The sequence below is a fragment of the Enterobacter sp. 18A13 genome, from assembly GCF_007035975.1.
GTDB lineage: Bacteria > Pseudomonadota > Gammaproteobacteria > Enterobacterales > Enterobacteriaceae > Enterobacter > Enterobacter vonholyi.
Genome location: NZ_AP019634.1, coordinates 3625089 through 3650185 on the forward strand (window position 1 = coordinate 3625089; position 25097 = coordinate 3650185).

23 protein-coding genes are annotated in these 25097 nt (G+C 60.3%); 10 read left to right on the plus strand and 13 right to left on the minus strand.

The genetic code is table 11. The annotated features are described in order from the left end of the window. Nucleotides 1–128 precede the first annotated feature (128 nt). Nucleotides 129–1574 (plus strand): anaerobic nitric oxide reductase flavorubredoxin, encoded by a 1446-nt coding sequence (norV, locus tag FOY93_RS17450; protein WP_133295033.1) that lies wholly within the window; start codon nt 129–131, stop codon nt 1572–1574. Continuing rightward, nucleotides 1571–2704: an NADH:flavorubredoxin reductase NorW gene (gene norW / locus FOY93_RS17455; protein ID WP_143345444.1), complete on the plus strand. Its 1134-nt coding sequence runs from the start codon at nt 1571–1573 to the stop codon at nt 2702–2704. Before norV ends, norW begins: the two co-directional genes overlap by 4 nt. 449 nt (nt 2705–3153) lie before the next feature. Here the strand turns inward: norW and FOY93_RS17460 are convergent, their stop codons facing one another. The 4 genes from FOY93_RS17460 to FOY93_RS17475 form a co-directional block, all read right to left on the minus strand. After that, nucleotides 3154–4176: a HoxN/HupN/NixA family nickel/cobalt transporter gene (locus FOY93_RS17460; RefSeq protein ID WP_143345445.1), complete on the minus strand. Its 1023-nt coding sequence runs from the start codon at nt 4174–4176 to the stop codon at nt 3154–3156. After that, complete coding sequence (gene hypF, locus FOY93_RS17465) at nt 4154–6394, minus strand: carbamoyltransferase HypF (RefSeq protein ID WP_143345446.1); 2241 nt, start codon at nt 6392–6394, stop codon at nt 4154–4156. Before hypF ends, FOY93_RS17460 begins: the two co-directional genes overlap by 23 nt. A gap of 5 nt (nt 6395–6399) precedes the next feature. Next, complete coding sequence (hydN, locus tag FOY93_RS17470; protein WP_023308960.1) at nt 6400–6945, minus strand: electron transport protein HydN; 546 nt, start codon at nt 6943–6945, stop codon at nt 6400–6402. Nucleotides 6946–7079: 134 nt separating this feature from the next. Further along, nucleotides 7080–8093, minus strand: a complete 1014-nt coding sequence (locus FOY93_RS17475) for a LacI family DNA-binding transcriptional regulator (RefSeq protein ID WP_133295037.1) — start codon at nt 8091–8093, stop codon at nt 7080–7082. A 214-nt stretch (nt 8094–8307) separates the two neighbouring features. Here FOY93_RS17475 and ascF point away from each other — a divergent pair, with 214 nt between their 5' ends. Further along, nucleotides 8308–9759, plus strand: coding sequence for a PTS cellobiose/arbutin/salicin transporter subunit IIBC (ascF, locus tag FOY93_RS17480; RefSeq protein WP_133295038.1), 1452 nt, complete (start codon nt 8308–8310; stop codon nt 9757–9759). Nucleotides 9760–9777: 18 nt separating this feature from the next. Beyond that, nucleotides 9778–11202, plus strand: a complete 1425-nt coding sequence (locus FOY93_RS17485) for a 6-phospho-beta-glucosidase (RefSeq protein ID WP_028014207.1) — start codon at nt 9778–9780, stop codon at nt 11200–11202. Between the two features lie 79 nt (nt 11203–11281). On the opposite strand, the gene hycI is transcribed toward FOY93_RS17485, so the two are convergent. The 9 genes from hycI to hycA form a co-directional block, all read right to left on the minus strand. Next, nucleotides 11282–11737: a hydrogenase maturation peptidase HycI gene (gene hycI, locus FOY93_RS17490; RefSeq protein WP_136195141.1), complete on the minus strand. Its 456-nt coding sequence runs from the start codon at nt 11735–11737 to the stop codon at nt 11282–11284. After that, on the minus strand, nt 11730–12140 hold the full coding sequence (locus FOY93_RS17495) for a formate hydrogenlyase maturation HycH family protein (protein ID WP_008499571.1): 411 nt from the start codon (nt 12138–12140) through the stop codon (nt 11730–11732). Before FOY93_RS17495 ends, hycI begins: the two co-directional genes overlap by 8 nt. Further along, entirely contained in the window at nt 12137–12904 is a 768-nt protein-coding gene (locus FOY93_RS17500) for an NADH-quinone oxidoreductase subunit B family protein (protein WP_021241938.1), read from the minus strand. Before FOY93_RS17500 ends, FOY93_RS17495 begins: the two co-directional genes overlap by 4 nt. Then, nucleotides 12904–13446, minus strand: a complete 543-nt coding sequence (locus FOY93_RS17505; RefSeq protein ID WP_133295042.1) for a formate hydrogenlyase complex iron-sulfur subunit — start codon at nt 13444–13446, stop codon at nt 12904–12906. The genes FOY93_RS17500 and FOY93_RS17505 overlap by 1 nt, the downstream gene beginning before the upstream one ends. Before the next feature lie 9 nt (nt 13447–13455). Next, a complete protein-coding gene (locus FOY93_RS17510; RefSeq protein WP_143345447.1) occupies nt 13456–15165 on the minus strand; it encodes a hydrogenase large subunit in 1710 nt (569 codons plus the stop codon). A 15-nt stretch (nt 15166–15180) separates the two neighbouring features. Beyond that, nucleotides 15181–16104 carry a respiratory chain complex I subunit 1 family protein gene (locus tag FOY93_RS17515; RefSeq protein ID WP_143345448.1) on the minus strand — a complete coding sequence of 308 codons (924 nt, stop codon included), beginning with the start codon at nt 16102–16104 and terminating at the stop codon, nt 15181–15183. A 1-nt stretch (nt 16105) separates the two neighbouring features. Further along, nucleotides 16106–17920 carry a formate hydrogenlyase subunit 3 gene (hycC, locus tag FOY93_RS17520; protein WP_136195140.1) on the minus strand — a complete coding sequence of 605 codons (1815 nt, stop codon included), beginning with the start codon at nt 17918–17920 and terminating at the stop codon, nt 16106–16108. Further along, complete coding sequence (locus tag FOY93_RS17525) at nt 17917–18525, minus strand: 4Fe-4S dicluster domain-containing protein (protein ID WP_115876154.1); 609 nt, start codon at nt 18523–18525, stop codon at nt 17917–17919. The genes hycC and FOY93_RS17525 overlap by 4 nt, the downstream gene beginning before the upstream one ends. Before the next feature lie 69 nt (nt 18526–18594). Beyond that, nucleotides 18595–19059, minus strand: a complete 465-nt coding sequence (hycA, locus tag FOY93_RS17530) for a formate hydrogenlyase regulator HycA (RefSeq protein ID WP_047173497.1) — start codon at nt 19057–19059, stop codon at nt 18595–18597. 210 nt (nt 19060–19269) lie between these two features. Here hycA and hypA point away from each other — a divergent pair, with 210 nt between their 5' ends. Genes hypA through flhA form a run of 6 tightly spaced genes read left to right on the plus strand, consistent with a single transcriptional unit; the run spans nt 19270 to nt 25010 of the window. Continuing rightward, complete coding sequence (gene hypA, locus FOY93_RS17535; RefSeq protein ID WP_047173498.1) at nt 19270–19620, plus strand: hydrogenase maturation nickel metallochaperone HypA; 351 nt, start codon at nt 19270–19272, stop codon at nt 19618–19620. Between the two features lie 3 nt (nt 19621–19623). Beyond that, a complete protein-coding gene (hypB, locus tag FOY93_RS17540; protein ID WP_136195138.1) occupies nt 19624–20487 on the plus strand; it encodes a hydrogenase nickel incorporation protein HypB in 864 nt (287 codons plus the stop codon). Beyond that, nucleotides 20478–20750, plus strand: a complete 273-nt coding sequence (locus FOY93_RS17545; RefSeq protein WP_047650282.1) for a HypC/HybG/HupF family hydrogenase formation chaperone — start codon at nt 20478–20480, stop codon at nt 20748–20750. The genes hypB and FOY93_RS17545 overlap by 10 nt, the downstream gene beginning before the upstream one ends. Before the next feature lie 2 nt (nt 20751–20752). Next, nucleotides 20753–21874: a hydrogenase formation protein HypD gene (gene hypD, locus FOY93_RS17550; protein ID WP_133295047.1), complete on the plus strand. Its 1122-nt coding sequence runs from the start codon at nt 20753–20755 to the stop codon at nt 21872–21874. After that, entirely contained in the window at nt 21871–22881 is a 1011-nt protein-coding gene (gene hypE, locus FOY93_RS17555; RefSeq protein ID WP_143345449.1) for a hydrogenase expression/formation protein HypE, read from the plus strand. Before hypD ends, hypE begins: the two co-directional genes overlap by 4 nt. Nucleotides 22882–22937: 56 nt before the next feature. Beyond that, entirely contained in the window at nt 22938–25010 is a 2073-nt protein-coding gene (gene flhA, locus FOY93_RS17560) for a formate hydrogenlyase transcriptional activator FlhA (RefSeq protein ID WP_115876158.1), read from the plus strand. Nucleotides 25011–25097 lie beyond the last annotated feature (87 nt).

Genomic DNA, 25097 nt, shown 5'->3' on the forward strand with positions numbered 1-25097 from the left:
TCATAATGACTACCCACTACGAGGCACGGCAACATTAATTCATTAAAATCAAATAATTAAAAACTGGCACGCAACTTGATATAAGCAAATCATCTTATTTGAAAATGCTGTATTACGTAGAGGTTGCTATGTCTATTCTGGTTAAAAATAACATTCATTGGGTGGGTCAACGTGACTGGGAAGTGCGCGATTTCCACGGGACGGAATACAAAACGCTGCGCGGCAGCAGCTACAATAGCTATCTCATCCGCGAAGAAAAAAACGTGCTGATCGATACCGTCGATCACAAGTTCAGCCGCGAGTTCGTGCAGAACCTGCGCAGCGAAATCGACCTGGACGCCATCGACTACATCATCATCAACCACGCGGAAGAAGATCACGCCGGCGCGCTGACCGAGCTGATGTCTTACATCCCGAACACGCCGATCTACTGCACCACCAACGCCATCGACTCGATCAACGGCCACCACCACCATCCGGAGTGGAATTTCCACACCGTGAAAACCGGCGACGCGCTGGATATCGGCAACGGCAAGCAGCTGATCTTCGTGGAAACGCCGATGCTGCACTGGCCGGACAGCATGATGACCTACATGACCGGCGACGCGGTGCTGTTCAGCAACGATGCCTTCGGCCAGCACTACTGCGACGAACGCCTGTTTAATGACGAAGTGGATCAGACCGAACTGTTCGAACAGTGCCAGCGGTACTACGCCAACATCCTTACCCCGTTCAGCCGCCTGGTGACGCCTAAAATCACCGAGATCCTCGGCTTTAATCTGCCGGTGGAGATGATTGCTACCTCTCACGGCGTGGTGTGGCGTGAAAATCCCACCCAGATTGTGGAGCTGTACCTGAAATGGGCGGCGGACTATCAGGAAGACCGCATTACGATTTTCTACGACACCATGTCCAACAACACCCGCATGATGGCGGACGCCATTGCCCAGGGCATCAACGAAGTGGACCCGAACGTGGCGGTGAAAATCTTCAACGTGGCGCGCAGCGATAAGAACGAGGTATTGACCAACGTGTTCCGCTCTAAGGGCGTGCTGGTGGGCACCTCCACCATGAACAACGTAATGATGCCGAAAGTTGCCGGTCTGGTGGAAGAGATGACCGGCCTGCGCTTCCGTAACAAGCGCGCCAGCGCCTTTGGCTCCCACGGCTGGAGCGGCGGCGCGGTAGACCGCCTTTCCACCCGTTTACAGGATGCCGGTTTTGAGATGTCCCTCAGCCTTAAAGCCAAATGGCGACCGGATATCGACGCCCTGGAGATCTGCCGCCAGCACGGCCGCGACATTGCGCGGCAGTGGGCGCTTGCACCGCTTCCGCAAGCAGCGAAACCGGTCGAACAGCAGGGCACCTGTGCCTGCGCCGCTGCGGCTGCCGCCGACCTCGGCCCGCGCATGCAGTGCAGCGTCTGCCAGTGGATCTACGACCCTGAGCTGGGCGAGCCGCTGCAGGACGTTGCGCCGGGTACGCCGTGGAGTGACGTGCCGGACAACTTCCTCTGCCCGGAATGTTCCCTCGGGAAAGACGTTTTTGATGAACTGGCAACGGAGGCAAAATGAGCCACGGCATCGTCATCATCGGCTCGGGCTTTGCCGCCCGTCAGCTGGTGAAAAACATCCGCAAACAGGACGCCAGCGTGCCGCTGACGGTGATTGCCGCCGACAGCATGGACGAGTACAACAAGCCTGACTTAAGCCACGTGATTAGTCAGAATCAGCGCGCCGAAGATCTCACCCGCCAGACGGCGGGGGAGTTCGCCGAGCTGTTTAACCTGCGCCTGTTCCCGTACACCTGGGTCACCGACATCGACGCCGCCGCTCACGTTGTGAAAGCGACAGAGAAAACCTGGCAGTACGACAGGCTGGTGCTTGCCACGGGTGCCTCTGCGTTTGTGCCGCCGATTGAGGGCCGCGAGCTGATAATCACCCTCAACAGCCAGCAGGAGTATCAGGCCAGCGAAACGGGGCTTCGCGACGCGCAGCGCGTGATGATTGTCGGCGGCGGGCTGATAGGCACCGAGCTGGCGATGGATTTCTGCCGGGCGGGAAAATCCGTGACTCTGGTCGACCATGCGGCGAGCATTCTGTCGTCGCTGATGCCCGCAGAAGTAAGCAGTCGCTTACAGCATCGCCTGACCGACATGGGGGTACATCTGCTGTTGAAATCGCAGCTGCAAAGCCTGAGTAAAACCGAAGGCGGCATTCGTGCCATGCTCGACCGCAACCGCAGCGTTGAGGTGGATGCGGTTATCGCGGCGACGGGCCTGCGCCCGGAAACCGCGCTGGCGCATCGCGCAGGCGCCGAAATACAGCGTGGCGTGAAGGTAAATAGCTATCTGCAAACCACGCAACCTGATATTTACGCGTTAGGAGACTGCGCTGAAATTAATGGTCAGGTACTTCCCTTTTTACAGCCAATCCAATTAAGCGCGATGTATCTTGCTAAAAACCTGCTCGGCGGCAGCGCGCCGCTGAAATTACCCGCCATGCTAATTAAAGTAAAAACGCCGGAATTACCGCTGCATCTCGCAGGTGAAACGCAGCGTCAGGATCTGAGCTGGAAAATAACCCTCGAACAGCAGGGAATGGTCGCGCATGGCGTAGACAACGAGGGTCAACTACGCGCTTTTGTGGTCAGTGAAGATCGGATGAAGGAGGCTTTCGCTCTGCTGAAATTGCTACCTGCTTAACCCTGTTTTTGCCGGGTGGCGCTTCGCCTACCCGGCCTGCAAAAGGGTCATGCTTACTTAACCTTTGGATATTATTATTCACCGCCCCGATATCCCGGAGCTTTTTTTTACGAATCCTATTCATAAAATAAATGCAAAGCAGATATATCATCGCTATCAATCCCTTATTTATTATTTTCGTAAATACTCTAATCTGAAACAGATTAAAAACATCATTCTGTTTTATTATTCGCAGCCAACTCAGTCTAAAAAGACATGATCGGCCGGAGGCAAATCATGGCGAATTTTTATAAATAACTCAATTATCTTTCTCGCTATTTCACACAAGCGAAGAATGCGGAATATATTTTATTCCGCAAAAGTCCTATATTTTCAGCATTTTTTATCGGTATGCCGCTATGCGCCAGCCATTGAGGAAGTCGCGGAGGTTACGCTGTGCAGGAGCCGGATCAGGAACGCACCACCAGCGCGTCGTAGCCGCGCCAGCGGTAGTTGACCATGGAGATCAGCCAGCAGGCAACGAACAGCCCGACCACCACAAACCCGGCGTTGCCCAGGTTGTCGTTTACCGTGCCAATCAGATCCCACACGCCGCCGCTGAGGGCAAATTTATCCATCAGCAGACCCAGCGCTTCCAGCCCGCCGATAAACAGCGCCACCAGCACGGAGGTGCCGGTGATGGTCATGTTGTAGTAGAGCTTGCGCTGCGGCTTGTTAAACGCCCAGCCGTAGGCGCCGACCATCAGCAGGTTATCGAGGGTATCCACCAGCGCCATACCGCTGGCGAAGAGTGCAGGAAAGATCATGATTGACCACACCGACATCCCGCTGGAGGCGCTGGCGGCAGAGATCCCCAGCACGCCAATCTCGGTGGCCGTGTCAAAGCCGAGACCGAACAGGAAACCCACCAGATACATCTGCCAGCTTTTATTGACGAGGCGGAAGGTTTTGCCAAACAGCCAGTTCATGACGCCGCCCTGGGCAGGCAGCGTGATGTCGCCCTGCACCGGCTGGCCTTTTTTCAGCGCCTGAAAACTGCGCCAGACTCCGCGCAGGATCACCATGTTCACCAGCGCCATCGCCAGCAGGAAGGAGGCGGAAACGGCGGTGCCAATCAGGCTGCCGGTTTCGTGGAACCATTCCATGTTTTTCTGAAACGCCGTGGCGGTGGCGGCAATAGCAATGGAGGCCAGCACCACGATGGTGGAGTGTCCCAGCGAGAACCACGCCCCTACGCCGGACGGGCGTTTGCCCTGCTGCATCATCTTACGCGTCACGGTATCAATGGCGGCAATGTGGTCGGCGTCCACCGCGTGACGCAGCCCGTAGCACCACGCCAGCAGGCTAGCGGCCATCAGCGCCGTGCTGCCGCTAAAGGTCTGCCATGCCCATCCCCATGCCAGCAGGTTTGCCATTACCAGAGCCAGCAGCAGAAGCGCGGCGCGAGGTTCATTGCGTAACAGTCGTAACATTTTTAGTCCTTTGTAAACATGACCGGGCAGTGGCGATCGCCGCCTGCCCGAAGGAGATCGCTCCGTCACCTGCGGGCAGGTGCGAAGGAAAAAGAAGCGTAAAGTCAGAAAGATAATGACGCAGGCGCGCGCGCAGCAGACGGTTGTGCAGCACGCCGCCGCTGAGACAGATTGTCGACAGCGACAGGCGTCTGGCATGGAACGCGGCAAGATGCGCCAGCCCTTTTGCCAGCGCGTCGTGAAATGCCCACGCGCGCTCGCAGGGCTCCGCCTGCCAGCTCAGCCACTGCAGCCAGAATTGCGCGAGGTTATCCACTTCCAGCGTCACCGGATGGTCAACACCCGTGCACTGCGATGCCAGGGCTTCCAGCCGGCAGGCCGCTTCCCCTTCGTAACGCTGCGTGTCGATGCCGAGCGCACAGGCAACCGCGTCAAACAGGCGACCACAGGACGAGGCCTGCGGTGCGTTGATGCCACGCCGGATCGCCGTCGCCAGCAGCGGCCAGTTTTGACGCTGAACCGCGCGCGTTTCAGGGTACTGCTGCCAGTCAGGCACAAACGCCAGGCAGTGGGCGAGCAGATTGCGCCACGGCTGCCGCGCCGCCAGATCGCCCCCCGGAAGCGCAACGGCAGGCAGCCCGCCCAGACGCTCGCACGCGAGATAGTTCACCCGCAGGCACTCCCCGCCCCACAGCGCGCCGTTCTCGCCCATGCCGATCCCGTCCAGCGTCAGGGCAATTGCGTCTTCGCTGTCGAGAGGCCAGCCGTTCTCCGCCAGGCACGCCGCCGCGTGGGCGTGATGATGCAGGACAGTTTCAACGGGCAGCCCCTGCACCTGCGCCCACTGACGCGCGCGGTACCCCGGATGGGCATCGCATACAATGCGCTCCGGCTGAAAGCCGTAAATTTCCTGCATCGTCGAGAGCGCGCTGCGCCACTGCGCTTCGACACCCTCGTCACTGAGATCGCCAAAATGCTGGCTCAGCACCGCCTGGTTCCCACGCGCCAGGCAGAAGGTGTTTTTCATCTCCGCGCCGGTGCATAGCATGGCGGGGATATTCTCGAAACCCGCAGGCAGCGTAACGGCATCGGGCACAAAACCGCGCGCGCGGCGAAGCATCGTGCCGTCGCGATCCATCACCGAATCATCCATCCGCTGCAGGATATCGCGGTTGTGCAGCAGGAAGCCGTCCGCGACGTCGCCGAGCTCATCCAGCGCCTGCCGGTTGGTGATGGCTGGCGGTCTGCCGCTGAGGTTACCTGAAGTCATCACCAGCGGGCGCTGGCAGTCCATCATCAAAAGATGCTGCAGCGGGTTCGCAGGAAGCATGATGCCCACGGAATCCAGACCGGGCGCGATACCTTCCGGTAACGCGGGCAGCCAGGCTTTTGGCGTGAGCACAATGGGTGCAGCGGGTGATCGTAGCAGCGCCTGAACCGTCTCCGGCAGGTCATCCGCATGCGGGATCATCACCGCCAGCGGCTTAGACGGTCGCTGTTTGCGTGCCCGAAGCGTCGCGACCGCCTGCGGATTACGCGCATCGCAGACGAGATGAAAACCACCCAGCCCTTTAACCGCGACAATACCGCCGCTTTTCAGCATCGCCACCGCCGCGCGCAGCGCAGCTTCACGGTCAGCAGTTATGTCGCCCGCACGCCACATAAGCGCGGGCCCGCAGTCCGGGCAGGCTACCGGCTGAGCGTGAAAACGGCGGTCGGCAGGATTGCGGTACTCTGCTTCACACGGCACACAGAGCGGGAATGGCGCCATTGCCGTGGCCGGGCGGTCGTAGGGCATGGCGCGAATAATGGTGAACCGCGGCCCGCAGTGGGTGCAGTTGATAAACGGGTAGCGATAGCGGCGCTCGCCGGGGTTGCGCATTTCAGCAAGACATGCCGGACAGGTCGCGGCATCCGGCACTATCTGGGTGTCCATCGCCCCGCCCGCGCTGTGGCGGATGGTAAAGTCCTCCGGCACGTGCGCCCAGGTAAACGGCTGCATTTCCACGTGGTCAATGCGTGCCAGCGGCGGGCAGTCCTGATGCAGCCTCGCGGTAAAGGCCCCCCCATTACCCGCGAGGCGCACCAGCACGCCCTCTCCGTCATTGCAGACGTCACCGGTCAACTGAAGCGCCTGCGCCAGCTGCCAGACGAAGGGACGAAACCCTACGCCCTGCACTTTGCCGCGCACGCGCAGCTGAACGCCGTTGCTGCTCATACGGTTCAGAACAGCAGTGATGACGAGGTGTCGAACGCCGCGCGACGGCGCTTTTCGGCGCTCATCTGCTCAAGCTTGTCGCGATCCACGCAGACCAGCGCGTGCGTCGGGCAGGCTTCCATGCAGGCCGGACCGGCGTCGCGGTGGTAGCACAGGTCGCACTTGTTGGCTTCGGCTTTCTCCGCCCGCACGCTCAGCCCCATACCGCTGTTGCGCACCACCGGACGGACCACCACCTCCATCGCGCCATACGGGCAGGCGACCACGCAGGTTTTGCAGCCAATGCAGCGCTCCTGCATCACGTGCACAAAGCCTTTCTCGCGTTTAATCGCCCCGTTCGGGCAGACGTTCGCGCACGGTGCGTCTTCGCACTGGCGACAGATGGCGGCGGTGGAAATATTCACGCCTTTGATGACGTGGATGCGCGGCAGGAAGGTGTCAGGGGTAAGCGACGCGCAGTCCTGCTCCGCCTGATGGGAAACCACGCACGCCACTTCACAGGTACGGCAACCAATACACTTACTGGCATCGGCCATAATAAAACGGTTCATCTGCTTCTCCAGCATTACAGTTATGCGCGGAGATATTCATAAACCGTGCCAATAATTAACTTATTGATTTTATTTGATTTTAAAAATTAAAGCGGTGCCGTCATCGTCACTTATGACGATGACGGCTGTCGACATCAGCGGTGTGGGCCGTCAATTACAGAGTCACGCAGGACAAGCTCGCCGGAGAAGGTTTGTTGATACTTAAACTCGCCGCCGTCGAGCATGAAGATCAGGCGGCTGATGGTTTCTTTAATCATCTCCGTCACCGGAATACGCACGCTGGAAAGCGACGGCACGATGTAGGGCGCGATGGCCACGTCGTCGAAACCGATCACCGACACCGCGTCCGGTGCGGTCACGCCGCTGTCGTGCAGCTGCTTCATGGCGCCGATCGCCATGTCGTCATTACTCGCCACCAGCGCCGTAAAGCGTTCACCGCGAGCAAGCAGTTCGGCAACCGCCGCCGCGCCGCTGGCGGGGTTCCACTTCCCCTGCGCAATCAGACCCTCGCGCAGCGGAATACCGTGCTGCGCCAGCGCGTCCTTGTAGCCGGAGAGACGCTCAACCCCGGTGGGAGAATCCAGCGAGCCGGTGATAAACGCGATTTCCCGGTGCCCTTTCGCAATCAGCTGCGACACCGCGTCCTGGCTGGAGGCTTTATGATCTGACCAGACGCTGTGGCTGCTGTTTTTCCGCAGGCGACGGTTGAGCACCATTATGGGCTGCTCGCACTTCTCGACGATCTCATCCATTTCATCCACGCTCAGAAAACGCGGATAGATGATCACCGCGTCGCAGCGCATATCGAGCAGGTACTGGATCGCCTCGCGCTCTTCATCCGCGCTGTGCTTGCCGTCTGCGAGGATCAGCTGCCGCCCCTTTTCTTCCGTCATGCGCGCGGCGTGAAACAGCAGTTCGCTAAAGTAGACGCCGTGATAAAGGGTGTTCGTCACCACCAGGCCCAGCGTCTGGGTACGTTTGGTAGCCAGGTTTCGCGCCAGCAAATTCGGGCGATAGCCGCTCTCTTCAATGGCCTGAAACACCCGATCTTTGGTTTCCTGGCTAACGTAGCCATTGCCCGACAGCACCCGGGATACCGTGGCTTTCGAAACGCCTGCCCGCTTCGCCACTTCCAGCATCGTGGTCATGTTGTTATTCCGTCTGAATCTGATGGAGCGCAGTGTACTGCACTGCAAAAAAATTGTCGCAGCGGTGAAATCACGCTTTTGATACCCCATTGCGATCTGCATCACGAAACGAAAAAATGGTCAAAAAGCGATCTTGTTTCATTCATAGAAACTCATGATGATTATGTGGAACCGGTTTCCTACATTTCTCACAACAATAACAGGATCACATCCGATGGCCAAAAATTACGCTGCGCTGGCGAACGACGTCATCAGCACGCTGGGCGGTAAAGAGAACATCGTCGCCGTCACCCACTGCATGACGCGACTGCGTTTCGTTCTGAAAGATGAAACCCTCACCGATGCCGCACGCCTGAAAAGCATCAGCGGCGTCCTTGGCGTAGTGCGCAACGACAACCAGTGCCAGGTGATTATTGGCAACACGGTGTCACAGGCGTACCGCGAAGTGGTAAGCCTGCTGCCCACGGAACTGCAGCCCGCGGTGCCGGAAGGACCGCAGAAGCTGACGCTGCGCCGCATTGGCGCCGGGATCCTCGACGCGCTGATCGGCACCATGTCCCCGCTGATCCCGGCGATCATCGGCGGCTCGATGGTCAAGCTGCTGGCGATGATCCTTGAGATGACCGGCGTGCTGCCAAAAGGCGCGCCGACGCTGACTATTCTGACCGTCATCGGCGACGGCGCATTCTTCTTCCTGCCGCTGATGGTGGCAGCCTCGGCGGCGGTGAAATTCAAAACCAACATGTCGCTGGCCATCGCCATTGCGGGCGTGCTGGTGCACCCGAGCTTTATCGAGCTGATGGCAAAAGCCGCGCAGGGTGAGCACGTTGAGTTCGCCTTTATCCCGGTGACGGCGGTGAAATACACCTACACCGTCATCCCGGCGCTGGTGATGACCTGGTGCCTGTCATACATCGAACGCTGGGTGGATCGTATTACCCCGGCGGTGACGAAAAACTTCCTCAAGCCGATGCTGATCGTGCTGATTGCCGCCCCGCTCGCCATCGTGCTGATTGGCCCGCTGGGGATCTGGATCGGTAGCGCCATCTCCGCGCTGGTCTACACCATTCACGGCTACCTGGGCTGGCTCTCCGTCGCCATCATGGGCGCGCTGTGGCCGCTGCTGGTCATGACCGGCATGCACCGCGTGTTTACGCCGACCATCATTCAGACCATTGCCGAGACGGGCAAAGAAGGGATGGTGATGCCGTCGGAAATTGGCGCCAACCTGTCGCTCGGCGGCTCTTCGCTGGCAGTGGCGTGGAAAACCAAAAACCCGGAGCTGCGCCAGACGGCGCTGGCGGCGGCAGCCTCCGCCATTATGGCGGGGATTTCTGAACCGGCGCTGTACGGCGTGGCGGTGCGTCTGAAACGTCCGCTGATTGCGAGCCTGATCAGCGGCTTTATCTGCGGCGCGGTGGCCGGTATCGCGGGTCTTGCCAGCCACTCGATGGCGGCTCCGGGGCTGTTTACCAGCGTGCAGTTCTTCGATCCGGCCAACCCGATGACCATCGTCTGGGTGTTTGGCGTGATGGGTCTGGCAGTGGCGCTGTCGTTTGTTCTGACCCTGATACTGGGCTTTGAGGATATTCCTGTCGAAGACGACGCCGAAAAAGCGCGCGCCCTGCAGACCGCACCGGTACAGAACAACGCAGCAAAAGCATAAATTGAAAGCGAGGTAAGAATGTCTGTTTTTCCACAAGGATTTTTATGGGGCGGCGCGCTTGCCGCCAACCAGAGTGAAGGCGCTTACCGTGAGGGCGGCAAAGGGCTGACGACGGTCGATATGATCCCCCACGGCGCGAACCGCCTGGCGGTGAAGCTCGGTAAGGAAAAGCGTTTTTCGCTGCGTGACGACGAATTCTACCCGAGCCACGAGGCGATTGATTTTTACCATCGCTATAAAGAGGACATCGCCCTGATGGCGGAGATGGGCTTTACGGTGTTCCGCACCTCGATCGCCTGGAGCCGCCTCTATCCGAACGGCGACGAACCGCTGCCGAATAAAGAGGGTATTGCCTTTTACCGCGCGGTATTCGAAGAGTGCAAAAAATACAACATCGAGCCGCTGGTGACGCTCTGCCACTTCGACGTGCCGATGCACCTGGTGACGGAGTACGGCTCCTGGCGCAACCGCAAGATGGTGGATTTCTTCGCCCGCTACGCCCGCACCTGCTTTGAGGAATTTAACGGGCTGGTGAAATACTGGCTGACCTTCAACGAAATCAACATCATGCTGCACAGCCCGTTCTCCGGGGCGGGACTGGTGTTTGAGGAAGGCGAAAACGAAGACCAGGTGAAATACCAGGCCGCGCACCACGAGCTGGTGGCGAGCGCGCTGGCGACCAAAATTGCCCACGAGGTGAACCCGGAAAACCAGGTCGGCTGCATGCTGGCGGGCGGGAATTTCTATCCGTACTCCTGCAAGCCGGAAGACGTGTGGATGGCGCTGGAGAAAGACCGCGAGAATCTGTTCTTTATCGACGTACAGGCGCGCGGCAGCTATCCGGCTTACTCCGCCCGCGTGTTCCGCGAGAAAGGCGTGGTGATTGTGAAAGATCCCGGCGACGACGAACTGCTTAAAAACACCGTCGACTTTGTCTCGTTCAGCTATTACGCCTCGCGCTGCGCGTCGGCGGACATGAACGCGAACAATACCAATGCGGCGAACATCGTCAAATCCCTGCGCAACCCGCACATTCAGGTGAGCGAATGGGGCTGGGGCATCGACCCGCTCGGTCTGCGCATCACCATGAACATGATGTACGACCGCTACCAGAAGCCGCTGTTCCTGGTAGAAAACGGCCTCGGGGCGAAAGATGTCGTTGATGAAAACGGCGAGATTAACGACGACTACCGCATCAGCTATCTGCGCGAGCATATTCGCGCGATGGGCGATGCGATTGAGGACGGCGTGCCGCTGATGGGCTACACCACCTGGGGCTGCATTGACCTGGTTTCGGCCTCAACAGGCGAGATGAGCAAGCGCTACGGGTTTGTGTACGTCGACCGCGACGACGCCGGGAACGGCACGCTGGAGCGGAAACGTAAGAAATCGTTCGGATGGTATAAGAAGGTGATTGCGAGTAACGGGGCGGATCTGGCGTAGCCAGTTGCCCGGTAGCGCTGCGCTTACCGGGCCTACGGTTTTGTAGGCCGGGTAAGGCGTAGCCGCCACCCGGCACTGCTCAGAGCGGAGAAAACCCTCCATCCCCAACCCACCCCGCCAGCCGCGAATACACCTCCTCCACCGCCGCCTTCACTGGCGGCGTCATCGGGTAATAAAACCCGACAATGTCCGGCTGGATCCCTAAAAACAGCACCTCGCCCACGTCACCTTTGATCTGATCCACAAGGTAGTTCAGCGGCATATTGTGGGTGGTCATCATAAACATCTCGGCGATGTCGTCCGGGTCAATCAGGCGGATCTCGCCGGGGTTGAGCCCCATATCGGTGGCATCGACGATTAACAGCCTGTCCGGACGCAGTTCGCGAATGGCGACCACGTCGTTTTCCGGCGCGCTGCCGCCGTCAATGACCACCCAACTGCCCTGCGGGTTGGCGGCGCACATCTCCGCCAGCAGCGGACCCGCGCCGTCGTCGCCCATCATGCTGTTGCCGACACACAGTAAAACGTCAGTCACGTAATCTCCTCACCATCAGGTAGATGGCGCTCTCCTGATGAATATCATGCAGCATGCCGAGCAGCGTTTTGCTCCACGCCTGCTGCTCGGGGGTTTGCCTGCCGAGCGCCGCGTCAAAGGCGTTGGCGAGCATGGCAATGTGGTTCACATCGATCACGATCTCGCCGTACTTCGGCACGCCTTCCATCTTGCGCCGCGCCGTGCTGCCCTCCTCCAGCGTGGCGATCCACGCCAGATATTCCGGCCACGGGCAGCTCAGCGCGGCCTCCAGGCAGTCAATCACCCCGAGGTGATGCCCAATCGCCAGGCTGTAATAGACCACCTGCTGCGCCGCATCCGGCGTGGCATCGTTCTCATCAATAAACTTACGGCTCAGCTGACTGAACACCACCGTTTCACTCATCGGATTCGCGCCTCATCGACGATGCTGTTCAGGTTCGCCACGATCTCATTGAGGCGCGGATCGTTTTCCGCCTCCAGCCAGCGCGCCACCTGATGGTCGCCCTGGCTCAGCAGGCGCAGATAGTCATCGGCAATCTGACGCCCGTAGCGATAGCCCGCCAGCCTGCGCGCCGTGCGGTCGACCTTCACCCGCAGCGGTTGCACCATGTCCGGGTGCAGAATGGCGGCAGGCTGGTTGTCCAGCTCGCCCGGCTCGCGGGCGTGGATTTTCTGCTCCAGCAGGCCGAGCGCCATGGCAAAGCCGTAAAGCGTAGCGGCGGGCGTCGGTGGACAGCCCGGAATGTAGACGTCCACCGGCACGATTTTGTCGGTGCCGCCCCAGACACAGTAGAGGTCGTGGAAGATGCCGCCGCTGTTGCCGCAGGCGCCGTACGAGATGCAGATTTTCGGGTCCGGCGCGGACTGCCAGGCGCGCAGCGCGGGCGAGCGCATGGCGCGGGTGACGGCCCCGGTGAACAGCAGGATGTCCGCATGACGCGGGGACGGTACCACCTTGATGCCGAAGCGCTCGGCGTCAAACAGCGGCGACAGCGTAGCGAAGATCTCGATCTCGCAGCCGTTGCAGCCGCCGCAGTCCACGCGGTAGACGTAGGCCGAGCGTTTGATTTTTTTCAGCAGCGACGCCTTCATGCTGGCGATGGATTCGTCCACCGTCATCGGCACCGGAATGCCGTTAGCGTCGCGCGGGCCCAGTAGGTTTTCCATCAGCTGGCCTCTCTCATGTGGCGGGTGATATCAATGCGGTCGGACGGCAGCAGGCACTTCTGACGCTTGCACGCCGGGCAGGTTTCAAAGCTTTCGCGGTGATGCTCCGCGCGGGCGTCGCCATTGTGCTGCAGCAGCGCGATGGCGTAGTCGATCTCTTTCTGCACGGCGAACGGACGCCTGCAGACGCGGCAGTTGCACAGCTCAAAGCGCGACTGCTGCAGAAAATCCTCTTTCTTCCACACCGCCAGCTCGTACTCCTGCGACAGGCGAATGGCGACCGTCGGGCAGACCTCCTCGCAGCGGCCGCAGAAGATACAGCGCCCGAGGTTAAACTGCCAGGCCAGCTCGCCGGTTTTGAGATCCGTTTCCACCGTCAGGGCATTCGACGGACAGGAGTTGACGCAGGCCGCGCAGCCGATGCACTGCTGCGGATTGTGCTCCGGCTTGCCGCGAAAGTTTTTATCCACCGGCATCGGCTCCAGCGGATAGCTGCTGGTTTGCGTGCCGGTTTTGATCGCTTTTTTGATAAAGGTAAACATGACTAATCCTTATTTCAGCGGCGAGTTCTTACGCTCGATGCTGTAGCGCTCAAGCTCTTTGTACGGCACCACCTGGCTTTTCTTCTTGCGCACGTCGACGACGGTCATGCGGTCGGTGCAGGAGTAGCATGGGTCGAGGCTGCCGATGATCAGCGGCGCATCGGAAACCGTGTTGCCGCGCAGCATGTAGCGCAGGGTTGGCCAGTTGGCGTAGGTGGCCGCGCGGCAGCGCCAGCGGTAAAGCTTCTGGTTGTCGCCGGTCATGCTCCAGTGAATGTCGTCCCCGCGCGGCGCTTCGGCAAAGCCGAGGGCAAAGCGGTTCGGAACGTAGGTGAAGCCCTCCACCATCAGCGGGCCGCCAGGCAGGTTATCAAGGCCGTAGTCGATCATGTTCAGCGCCGTGAACACCTCGTTGATGCGCACCTTGAGGCGAGAGATGACGTCGCAGCCCTGCTCGCTGTGCACGGTCATCGGCAGCAGGCCGTAGCCAACGAACGGGTGATCGGTACGGGTGTCGCGGGCGTGGCCGCTGGCGCGCACCATCGGGCCGACGTTGCTGAAGTCGCGGGCAATTTCCGGGTCAAGACGGCCGATGCCGACGGTGCGCTGCTCGATGTTTGGCGTGCTGAGCAGCATATCCACCAGCTCCTGCACGTCGCGGCGCATCTGCTGCGCCAGCTGGCGGGTCTGGATCATATCGTTTTTCAGCAGGTCGCGACGGATCCCGCCGATCAGGTTCAGACCGTAAGTTTTGCGCGCCCCGGTGAGGATCTCCGCCATCTTCATCGACGCTTCGCGCACGCGGAAGAACTGCATAAACCCGGAGTCAAAGCCAACGAAGTGGCAGGCCAGTCCGAGGTTCAGCAGGTGCGAGTGCAGACGCTCCACCTCCAGCAGAATGGCGCGGATCATCTGCGCGCGCTCCGGCACCACGATCCCCATGCCGTTCTCCACCGAGGTGGTGTAGGCGGTGCTGTGGGCGAAGCCGCAGATGCCGCAAACGCGGTCGGAAAGAAACGTGACTTCATTGTAGCCCATGCGGGTTTCCGCCAGCTTTTCCATCCCGCGGTGGACGTAGAACAGACGGTAGTCGGCGTCGATAATGTTTTCGCCGTCGACGAACAGGCGGAAGTGCCCCGGTTCGTCGGAGGTGACGTGCAGCGGGCCGATCGGCACCACGTTGTTCTTCTTGCTGCCCAGCTCGTTGATGAACTCGTAAGTTTCGCTGTCGGTGGTTGGGGCCGGACGCTGGCGGTAGTCCATGCTGTCTTTACGCAGCGGATAGAGTTCGTCCGGCCAGTCGTCAGGCAGCACCAGGCGGCGCTCGTCCGGCAGGCCGACCGGCACCAGACCGTACATGTCGCGCACTTCGCGCTCGCCCCAGACGGCCGCGGGCACGTGCGGCGTGACGGACGGGTATTCTGGCTTATTCGGGTCGACCTCGACGCGCACGGTGATCCAGCACTTCTCGCCCTGCTCCATAGACATCACGTAGTACACCGCGTAGTTGCCGCACAGCTGGCGCTCGTCGTTACCGAACAGCACCGACAGCCAGCCGCCCTGCTGGTAGTAGAGAAACTCCACCACTTCCGGCAGATAGTTCACCTTAATGGTGACGGTTATCTGGTCTTTGGTTTGCCAGGACTCCTCCAGCACCACGCCGGGGAAAGCCTGATGCAATGCGGCGAGATACTGCTGACCTTTCTTTTCTTCAGACATAAATACTCTCTTTAATCACGCCACCAGCAAGGAGACGAACGCTAAAAATGCAAAACCAAACCCGGCCCAGGTGATGCGGGACGTTTCCACAAAACGCAGGCGCGCCATGCTGTTTTCGAACAGGGCAATCACCAGCACGCCGACCAGCAGCTTGAGGGCGGCAACCACGACGGCCAGCAGCAGACCGCCCGCGGAGAAGTGTGTCATCTGCCCCCACGGGAAGAAGACGCCGACAAACATCTGCAGCACCACCAGCTGTTTGAGGCTAATGCCCCACTTCAGCACCGCAAAACCGTAGCCGCTGTACTCGGTGAGCGGCCCTTCCTGAAGTTCCTGCTCGGCTTCAGCCAGATCGAACGGCAGTTTGCCCATCTCGATAAAGGTGGCGAACGCGCAGGCGCACAGCGCCAGCACCAGCGGAATGGAGCGGGCAACCGGCCAGTGGTAGACGGCGTGGGTGATAAAGCTGATGTGGGTGGAGCCCGCAACCTGCGCGGCAACCCACAGCCCCAGCAGCAGGATCGGCTCAACCAGCACGCCGAGCATCGCCTCGCGGCTGGCACCGATGCCGGTAAACGGGCTCCCGGTGTCCAGGCCCGCAATGGCAAAGAAGAAGCGGGCGATAGCGAAGAGGTAGATAAGCGTGATCAGATCGCCGAGCGCCGGCAGCGGCGATCCCACCGTCACCACCGGCAGCGCGGTGGCGATGGTCAGCATCACGCCCACCATCACAAACGGCGTCAGACGGAAGACCCAGCCTGCGGCATTCGGCACCACGCTCTGGCGAGAAAACAGCTTGAAGAGATCGCGATACTCCTGGAGCACACCAGGGCCGCGACGGTTGTGCATCCGGGCGCGCGCCACGCGCGTGATGCCCGACAGCAGCGGCGCCACGGCGAACAACACCAGCGCCTGAAGAATTGCCAGTAACAGATTCATGTCAGGCTCCTCGTGAAATCACAATGACCACCAGCACCGCCAGTTCGATGACCGCCAGACGGCGGAACAGCGCGGGTGCGGCAGCGCTCTGCCAGCCGGGTACCCAGCCGACCGGGTTCAGCCAGTGGCGCAGCTTCAGCACGGCGGCAAAGTTTTCTTTTACCGGCATGGCGAAGCCGTGGGCGGTAATGACCATCGACTGTTCGTGTTCGTAGCCACAGGCCCACGCCGCACCGCGCGAGCGGGAGGCGAGCCGGTCGCGTTTGAAGAACATCATCAGGATGAGCGGTAGCAGCGGTGCGCCAATCAGCAGCAGCGCAATCATTGGCTGAGAGACGGTGGTATTCGCCACGGTCAGCGGCAACGGAATGGCGTTGCCCAGCAGCGGTAGCAGCCACGGCGCAGCGACGCCGCCCGCAATGCAGCACAGCGCCAGCGCGACCACGCTCACGCCCATCAACAACGGTGCGCAGCAGGCGTTTTCCGCTTCGCGGGTGCGCGGCGCACCGAGGAAGGTCACGCCGTAGACTTTCGCCATGCACATCACCGCCAGCGCCCCGGTAATCGCCAGCCCGACCGCCAGCAGCGGCCCCAGCAGACGAGCGATAAACGCATTGCTCTGACCGAGGGCGAAGAAGGACTGATAGATCACCCACTCCCCGGCAAAGCCGTTCAGCGGCGGCAGTGCGGCCATCGCCATCAGCCCGACCAGCATCGCCAGTGAAATCACCGGCATCTTTTTGCCAATCCCACCGAGCTTTTCGATATCCCGATGGCCGGTGCGGAACCAGACGCTTCCCGCTCCAAGGAACAGGGTGCTTTTAAACAGGCTGTGGTTGACGAGGTGATAAAGACCGCCGATAAAACCGGCCGCAATCAGCGCCGGCTGGTTGAGCGCCAGCCCGGTCACGCCCGCGCCCATGCCAAGCAGGATGATGCCGATATTCTCCAGCGTGTGGTACGCCAGAAGACGCTGGATATTGTGCTCCATCAGCGCGTACAGGCCACCGACGAACGCCGTAATCATGCCGGCGACCAGCAGCACAACGCCCCACCACAGCGGCGGCTGGCCGCCGGTCAGCGTAATCGCCAGGATCCCGAACAGACCGACCTTCATCACCACCACAGAAAACAGCGCGGCGGCGGGCGCGGAGGCATTCGCATGCGCCTGCGGCACCCAGCCGTGCAGCGGAATGATGCCGGCGAGCAGGCCAAAGCCGAGCACGCCCAGCAGCCAGACGTCATTGCCCAGCGGATGCCCGTTGAGCACAGCGAAATCCAGCGTGCCGAAGCGCTGCCACACCAGCCAGCAGGCCAGCGCCAGCAGCAGCGTTCCGAGGCGTCCCAGCGCAAACCACAGCTTGCCGGAGGCGCTACAGCCCGTCAGGAACACGCCGCACAGCGCCATGATCTCCGCCATCACCACCAGCGCGCCGAGGTTGCTGGCGGTCACGGTGCAGACCGCCGTCGCCATCAACAGGTTAACCAGCAGGCCGTTGGCTTTAGCGTGCGGGTGGCGGTGCCAGTCGATATTGAACAGGCTGATAAACACCCCGCACAGGCCAAACGTCACCAGCCAGATGGCGTTCAGCGGCGTGATCTCAACGGTGTGGCGAATCAGCGGCATCACGGTCTCTGCCGACTGGCCGCCGAACAGAACAACGCCGCCTGCCGCCAGCGTCATCAGGCTAGCGACCGCCCCGCCGAGCCCGGCGATCGCGCCGCTCAGGGTTTTATGGAATGAGAAGATCGGCGCCAGAACGGCGGCGGCCGCAAAACAGGCTACCGCGCCGGTAATCATCATCACCGCATTCATTTCGCCCCCTCGTTAAGCGCCTGTAGCAGAGAAAGGTCGCCAAAATCACTGTTGATGGTCAGCTCGCGTTTGCGCTTGCTGGTACGGGCGATGTCGCGAATGTTAACCAGAATCAGCGCTTTCGTCGGGCAGGTCCGCACGCAGGCCGGGCCCTGATCATCGAAGCTGCACAGGTCGCATTTCACCGCAACGGCACGGATGCCGGGCACCCAGTCCAAAAGCGAGCTTACGCGCGCAGGCGCCGGCGGCGCGGGCGGGGCTTTTGGCGAGTTGGCATTCGCCGGGATATGCAGCGGTCGGCTGCCGGAAAATTCAATCGCGCCGAACGGGCAGGCAATGCCGCACAGCTTGCAGCTTACGCACAGGCTTTCGTTCAGCTGGACAGCGCCATCCACGCGGGTGATGGCATTCACAGGGCAGACACCCGCGCACGGGGCATCCTCACAGTGATGGCAGAGCTGCGGGGCAGACTCTTTTTCATTACGCATGACGTGCAGGCGCGGCATGGACTGCAGCCCATGCAGGCGATGCGTTTCCGAACACGCCGCCTCACAGGTTCGACAGCCAATGCAGACCGTCGAGTCAGCAATTACAAAACGGTTCACCGGTTATCCTCTGGTGATAGTCATTTTTGTCGAAAAGCTGTCTTGTCGACACTTCTCGACACGCATGGGTCAGGCCACGTTCGCTGAGGTATTTCCGTCCATCAGTTGCTTCAGGTTGACCGGAAGATCGTGCTCAACGGCGGCGTACAGGCCGTTATAGACCGGCGCGATTTTTTCCAGATAGTGTTCCAGCACCTGCTGGCGATCGCGGTTGCTTACGTGGCCGTCCACCATGCCGTCGGCCATCAGCTGCGCCTTCGCAATACACTGTTTTTCGCCGTCTTTTGTCTCGAGGTAGTACTCAATGGTGTGGCTGTTGAAGTTGTCCGCCAGGGTAACGTTGATGGTGAAATGGCCGAACAGAACGAAGCGCATGTCGCCCTGCGCCGCGCAGCTCATCGCGTGGTGAAGACGCGCTTTCGACAAGGTAATGCCCTGGACCAGAGAGTTGCAGTAAAGGTGCCACTGGTCCTGCAGCTGCTGATGACGCTGCGCGATGTAATCCGCTTTTTCGCTGATTTCCCAAATAGTCATAAAAGGTATCCGTTTAATGGAGATAGCGGCTGTTAAGCAAATTCCATGCCAGTTTTTATCTTTATGATTTTCAATACATTTACCTTAAAAATTGCTGTCAACACCGCGGTGTCGACGTGTCATTTCGACAGCGTTGACATCGTCACGCCTTAACAAAAATCAAGCTGGCACCGTTATTGCATTACCGGGGCAATTCATTGAGGAGGCGTCATGCACGAAATCACCCTCTGCCAGCGGGCTCTGGAACTTATCGAACAGCAGGCAGTGCAAAACCACGCGAAACGCGTCACCGGCGTCTGGCTGAAGGTCGGAGCATTTTCCTGCGTCGAGACCAGCGCCCTGACCTTCTGTTTTGAGCTGGTCTGCCGCGGCACGCTGGCGGAAGGCTGCGAACTCCATATTGAAGAACAGCAGGCGGAGTGCTGGTGCGAGCAGTGCCAGCAGTACGTCACCCTGGTGTCATCAAAGGTACAGCGCTGCCCGCAGTGTCAGAGCACCGGTCTGCGCATCGTGGCGGATGACGGCATGCAGATCCAACGCCTCGAAATCGAGAAGGAGTAAAGTATGTGTAGTACCTGCGGTTGCGCCGAAGGCAACCTGTATATAGAAGGGGATGAACACCGCCCCCACTCCGCGTTTCGCTCCGCGCCCTTTTCCCCCGCACCGCGCCCTGCGGCAGCCCTGACCGGCATTACCTTTGCGCCGCAACGCTCCGATGCGGGCGACCTGCATTACGGCCACGGCGAAGCGGGCACCCACGCGCCGGGCATGAGCCAGCGCCAGATGCTGGAGGTGGAAATCAACGTGCTGGACAAGAATAACCAGATCGCCACCCGCAACCGCGCCCGCTTTGCCACCCGCAAACAGCTGGCGCTGAACCTTGTCTCCAGCCCCGGATCCGGCAAAACCACGCTACTGACCGAAACGCTCAAGCGCCTGAACGGGCTTGTCTCCTGCGCGGTGATCGAAGGCGACCAGCAAACCGTTAACGACGCGGCGCGCATTCGCGAAACCGGCACCCCGGCGATTCAGGTCAACACCGGTAAAGGCTGCCACCTCGATGCGCAGATGATTGCCGACGCCGCCCCGCGCCTGCCGCTGGTGGATAACGGCATCCTGTTTATTGAAAACGTCGGCAACCTCGTCTGCCCGGCGAGCTTCGACCTCGGCGAACGACACAAGGTGGCGGTGCTTTCAGTGACCGAAGGCGAAGACAAGCCGCTGAAGTACCCGCACATGTTTGCCGCCGCGTCCATCATGCTGCTGAACAAAGTCGACCTGCTGCCGTACCTGAATTTCGACGTGGATAAGTGCGTGGCGTATGCCCGCGAGGTGAACCCGGAGATTGAGATCCTGCTGGTCTCCGCCACGCGCGGCGACGGCATGGACGGCTGGCTAGACTGGCTGGAGAGCGAACGATGTGCATAGGCGTACCGGGACAAATTCACGCCATCGACGGTAATCAGGCCAAAGTCGAGGTCTGCGGCATCCTGCGCGACGTCGACCTGACGCTGGTGGGCAGCACCGATGAGAGCGGCGCCTCGCGTCTCGGCCAGTGGGTGCTGGTCCACGTGGGGTTTGCCATGAGCGTGATTAACGAAGCGGAAGCCCGCGACACGCTCGACGCCCTGCAAAATATGTTCGACGTGGAGCCTGACGTGGGCGCGCTGCTGTACGGCGAGGAGCGATAATCATGCGTTACGTTGATGAATACCGCGCGCCGGAGCAGGTGCTGCAGCTTATCGGCCACCTGAAAACGCGCGCAGCGCGGCTGGACTACACGAAAGAAAGGCCGCTGCGGATCATGGAGGTGTGCGGCGGGCACACGCACGCCATCTTCAAATTTGGCCTCGGCCAGCTGTTGCCGGAAAACATTGAGTTTATCCACGGCCCCGGCTGTCCGGTCTGCGTGCTGCCGATGGGGCGCATCGACAGCTGTATTGAAATTGCCAGCCAGCCCGACGTCATTTTCTGCACCTTTGGCGACGCGATGCGCGTGCCGGGGAAAAATGGTTCGCTGCTGCAGGCGAAAGCGCGCGGCGCAGACATCCGGATCGTCTATTCGCCGATGGATGCCCTGACGCTGGCAGCGGATAACCCCGCGCGCAAGGTGGTGTTTTTTGGCCTGGGGTTTGAAACCACCATGCCCGCCACCGCCATCACGCTGCAGCAGGCGAAAGCGCGCGGCGTCGATAACTTTTTCTTCTTCTGCCAACACATTACGCTCATCCCCACCCTGCGCAGCCTGCTGGAAGAGCCAGGCAACGGCATTGACGCCTTTCTGGCACCGGGCCACGTCAGCATGGTGATTGGCACAGACGCCTACGGTTTTATCGCTGAACAGTACAATCGTCCGTTAGTGGTCGCTGGTTTCGAACCACTTGATCTACTGCAAGGTGTCACCATGCTGGTTGAGCAGAAAATAGCGTCCCTGAGTACCGTGGAAAATCAGTACCGCCGCGTGGTGCCGGATGCGGGAAATGAACGAGCGCAGCAGGCGATAGCCGACGTGTTTAGCGTTGAGGGCGACAGCGAATGGCGCGGCCTGGGGCTGATTGCTGAATCCGGCGTGCGCCTGACGCCAGCCTATCGCGCGTTCGACGCCGAAGCGCATTTCCGCCCGCAGCCGCAGCAGGTTTGCGACGATCCCCGTGCCCGCTGCGGCGAGGTGCTCACCGGCAAATGCAAACCGCATCAGTGTCCGTTATTTGGCAATACCTGTAACCCGCAAACGGCGTTTGGCGCGCTGATGGTCTCCTCCGAAGGGGCATGTGCCGCGTGGTATCAGTATCGCAACCAGGAGAGCGAAGCATGAATACGGTTGAAATGGCGCACGGTAGCGGCGGACAGGCGATGCAGCAGCTGATTAACCGGCTGTTTATGGAAGCTTTTAACAACCCCTGGCTCGCCGAACAGGAAGACCAGGCGCGCATTGACCTCGCCGCCCTCACCGCCCAGGGCGACAGGCTGGCCTTCTCCACCGACAGCTACGTCATTGATCCGCTGTTCTTCCCGGGCGGCGATATCGGCAAGCTCGCCGTCTGCGGCACGGCGAACGACGTCGCCGTCAGCGGCGCCATTCCGCGCTACCTCTCCTGCGGGTTTATCCTTGAAGAGGGATTACCGATGGAGACGCTCGCGGCCGTGGTCAACAGCATGGCGCAGACCGCGCGCGAGGCGGGGATAGCTATCGTCACCGGCGACACCAAAGTGGTGCAGCGCGGCGCGGCCGACAAGCTGTTTATCAACACCGCCGGAATGGGCGCGATCCCCGCAGATATTCACTGGGGTGCGCAGCGCCTCAGCGTGGGCGACGTGCTGATCGTTACCGGCACGCTGGGCTGCCACGGGGCGACCATCCTGAACCTGCGCGAAGGCCTGGGGCTGGACGGCGAACTGCGCAGCGACTGCGCGGTACTCACCCCGCTGATTCAGACGCTGCGCGGTATTCCCGGCGTGAAGGCCCTGCGGGATGCCACGCGAGGCGGCGTGAATGCCGTGGTTCACGAGTTTGCGGCAAGCTGCGGGTACGGGATTGAACTTACCGAGCGCAGCCTGCCCGTTAAGCCCGCCGTTCGCGGGCTTTGCGAACTGCTGGGGCTGGACCCGCTCAACTTTGCAAACGAAGGCAAGCTGGTGATTGGCGTTGAACGGGCCGCGGCACAAGCCGTTCTTGAACAGCTGCAGGCTCATCCGTCAGGAAAAGAGGCGGCGATGATTGGTGAAGTGGTTGAGCGCAAAGGGGTGCGCCTGACCGGACTTTATGGCGTGAAGCGCACGCTGGATCTGCCGCACGCTGAACCCTTACCCCGTATTTGCTAGGCCGCGCCACAAGCGGCCAGCATGGATTTTTTTGCTCGTTTCTACTGGAAAGCACTATGCCGTATACACCGATGAGCGATCTTGGACAGCAGGGTCTGTTTGACATTACGCGCACACTTTTACAGCAACCCGATCTCGGCGCGCTGAGCGATGCCCTGACGCGGCTGGTCAGGCAATCGGCGCTGGCGGACAGCGCCGCGATTGTGCTCTGGCATAGCGGAACGCAGCGCGCGAGCTACTTCTCAACGCGTGATAATGGCAAAACGTTTGAATACGAAGACGAAACGTATCTCGCGCATGGCCCGGTGCGCCGCATTCTCTCCAGACCTGAAGTGCTGCACTGCAACTTTGCGGAATTTCAACAGGCGTGGCCGCGGCTCGCGGAGAGCAACCTCTATCAGCCGTTCGGGCATTACTGCATGCTGCCGCTGGCTGCAGAGGGCCAGATTTTTGGTGGATGCGAGTTTATCCGCACGACCGACCAGCCCTGGAGCGAGGCGGAATACGAGCGCCTGCACACCTTTACCCAGATAGTGGCCGTCGTCGCGGAGCAGATCCAAAGCCGAGTGACGAATAACGTGGATTACGACCTGCTCAGCCGCGAACGCGACAACTTCCGCATTCTGGTCGCCATCACCAACGCCGTACTCTCCCGCCTGGACATGGATGAGCTGGTCAGCGAAGTCTCGAAAGAGATCCACCACTATTTCAAAATCGATGCCATCAGCATTGCGCTTCGCGGACATCGCAAGGGCAAGCTGAACATCTACTCCACGCATTATCTTGATGAAGCCAACCCGGCGCACGAGCAGAGCGAAGTGGATGAAGCGGGCACTCTTTCTGAACGGGTCTTCAAAAGCAAAGAGATCCTCCTGATCAACCTCAACGAGCAGGATCCGGTCGCGCCGTACGAGCGGATGCTGTTCAACACCTGGGGCAACAAAATCCAGACCCTGTGCCTGCTGCCCCTGATGTCCGGCAACACCATGCTGGGCGTGCTGAAGCTGGCACAGTGCGAGGAAGGCGTGTTCACCACCGCCAACCTGAAGCTGCTGCGTCAGATCGCCGAGCGTATCTCCATCGCGCTCGATAACGCGCTTGCCTATCAGGAGATCCACCGTCTGAAGGAGCGGCTGGTGGATGAAAACCTGGCCCTGACCGAACAGCTCAACAACGTGGACAGCGAGTTTGGTGAAATCATCGGGCGCAGCGACGCCATGTACAGCGTGCTCAAGCAGGTTGAGATGGTGGCGCAGAGCGACAGCACGGTGCTGATCCTGGGCGAAACCGGTACGGGTAAAGAGCTGATTGCCCGCGCCATCCACAACCTGAGCAACCGCAACAGCCGTCGGATGGTGAAGATGAACTGCGCCGCGATGCCCGCAGGGCTGCTGGAAAGCGATCTGTTCGGCCACGAACGGGGTGCCTTCACCGGGGCCAGCAGCCAGCGGCTGGGCCGTTTTGAGCTGGCAGACAAAAGCTCGCTGTTCCTTGACGAAGTGGGCGATATGCCGCTGGAGCTACAGCCGAAACTGCTGCGCGTCCTGCAGGAGCAGGAGTTTGAGCGCTTGGGCAGCAACAAGCTTATCCAGACCGACGTGCGGCTGATTGCCGCGACTAACCGCGACCTGAAAAAAATGGTCGCCGACCGAGAGTTCCGCAGCGATCTCTACTATCGCCTGAACGTCTTCCCGATCTTCCTGCCGCCGCTGCGCGAGCGCCCGGAAGATATCCCCCTGCTGGTCAAAGCCTTTACCGCGAAGATCGCGCGCCGGATGGGGCGAAACATCGACAGCATTCCTGCCGAGACGTTGCGTACCCTTTCATCCATGGAATGGCCCGGCAACGTGCGCGAGCTGGAAAACGTCATTGAACGCGCGGTGCTGCTGACGCGCGGAAATGTCCTGCAGCTCTCCCTGCCTGAAGTGACGCTGCCTGACGTGAGCGTGCCCGCCGCCGAGACGGCGAAAGAGGGAGAAGATGAATATCAGCTCATTATGCGCGTACTCAAAGAGACCAACGGCGTGGTCGCCGGGCCGAAAGGTGCCGCCCAGCGCCTGGGGTTAAAACGCACCACCCTGCTGTCGCGCATGAAGCGTCTCGGTATTGATAAAGAGAGCCTCATTTAAGGCCTTATTCCGGCGGTGTTTTTCTGACACCGCCTTTTGTTACCCTGCGCGATTGTCCCTCATTGACACAAAATCGTTTCCTCTGTA

Excerpts from the sequence above, each read along its gene's own strand:
- hycC (WP_136195140.1), bottom strand. The coding sequence starts at position 17,920 with ATGAATGCGGTGATGATGATTACCGGCGCGGTAGCCTGTTTTGCGGCC.
- FOY93_RS17475 (WP_133295037.1), bottom strand. The coding sequence starts at position 8,093 with ATGACCACGATGCTGGAAGTGGCGAAGCGGGCAGGCGTTTCGAAAGCC.
- hypD (WP_133295047.1), top strand. The coding sequence starts at position 20,753 with ATGCGTTACGTTGATGAATACCGCGCGCCGGAGCAGGTGCTGCAGCTT.
- hypF (WP_143345446.1), bottom strand. The coding sequence starts at position 6,394 with ATGAGCAGCAACGGCGTTCAGCTGCGCGTGCGCGGCAAAGTGCAGGGC.
- flhA (WP_115876158.1), top strand. The coding sequence starts at position 22,938 with ATGCCGTATACACCGATGAGCGATCTTGGACAGCAGGGTCTGTTTGAC.
- hydN (WP_023308960.1), bottom strand. The coding sequence starts at position 6,945 with ATGAACCGTTTTATTATGGCCGATGCCAGTAAGTGTATTGGTTGCCGT.
- ascF (WP_133295038.1), top strand. The coding sequence starts at position 8,308 with ATGGCCAAAAATTACGCTGCGCTGGCGAACGACGTCATCAGCACGCTG.
- hycA (WP_047173497.1), bottom strand. The coding sequence starts at position 19,059 with ATGACTATTTGGGAAATCAGCGAAAAAGCGGATTACATCGCGCAGCGT.
- hypB (WP_136195138.1), top strand. The coding sequence starts at position 19,624 with ATGTGTAGTACCTGCGGTTGCGCCGAAGGCAACCTGTATATAGAAGGG.
- FOY93_RS17545 (WP_047650282.1), top strand. The coding sequence starts at position 20,478 with ATGTGCATAGGCGTACCGGGACAAATTCACGCCATCGACGGTAATCAG.
- FOY93_RS17510 (WP_143345447.1), bottom strand. The coding sequence starts at position 15,165 with ATGTCTGAAGAAAAGAAAGGTCAGCAGTATCTCGCCGCATTGCATCAG.
- norV (WP_133295033.1), top strand. The coding sequence starts at position 129 with ATGTCTATTCTGGTTAAAAATAACATTCATTGGGTGGGTCAACGTGAC.
- FOY93_RS17460 (WP_143345445.1), bottom strand. The coding sequence starts at position 4,176 with ATGTTACGACTGTTACGCAATGAACCTCGCGCCGCGCTTCTGCTGCTG.
- FOY93_RS17485 (WP_028014207.1), top strand. The coding sequence starts at position 9,778 with ATGTCTGTTTTTCCACAAGGATTTTTATGGGGCGGCGCGCTTGCCGCC.
- FOY93_RS17495 (WP_008499571.1), bottom strand. The coding sequence starts at position 12,140 with ATGAGTGAAACGGTGGTGTTCAGTCAGCTGAGCCGTAAGTTTATTGAT.
- FOY93_RS17500 (WP_021241938.1), bottom strand. The coding sequence starts at position 12,904 with ATGGAAAACCTACTGGGCCCGCGCGACGCTAACGGCATTCCGGTGCCG.
- norW (WP_143345444.1), top strand. The coding sequence starts at position 1,571 with ATGAGCCACGGCATCGTCATCATCGGCTCGGGCTTTGCCGCCCGTCAG.
- hypA (WP_047173498.1), top strand. The coding sequence starts at position 19,270 with ATGCACGAAATCACCCTCTGCCAGCGGGCTCTGGAACTTATCGAACAG.
- FOY93_RS17505 (WP_133295042.1), bottom strand. The coding sequence starts at position 13,446 with ATGTTTACCTTTATCAAAAAAGCGATCAAAACCGGCACGCAAACCAGC.
- FOY93_RS17515 (WP_143345448.1), bottom strand. The coding sequence starts at position 16,104 with ATGAATCTGTTACTGGCAATTCTTCAGGCGCTGGTGTTGTTCGCCGTG.
- hypE (WP_143345449.1), top strand. The coding sequence starts at position 21,871 with ATGAATACGGTTGAAATGGCGCACGGTAGCGGCGGACAGGCGATGCAG.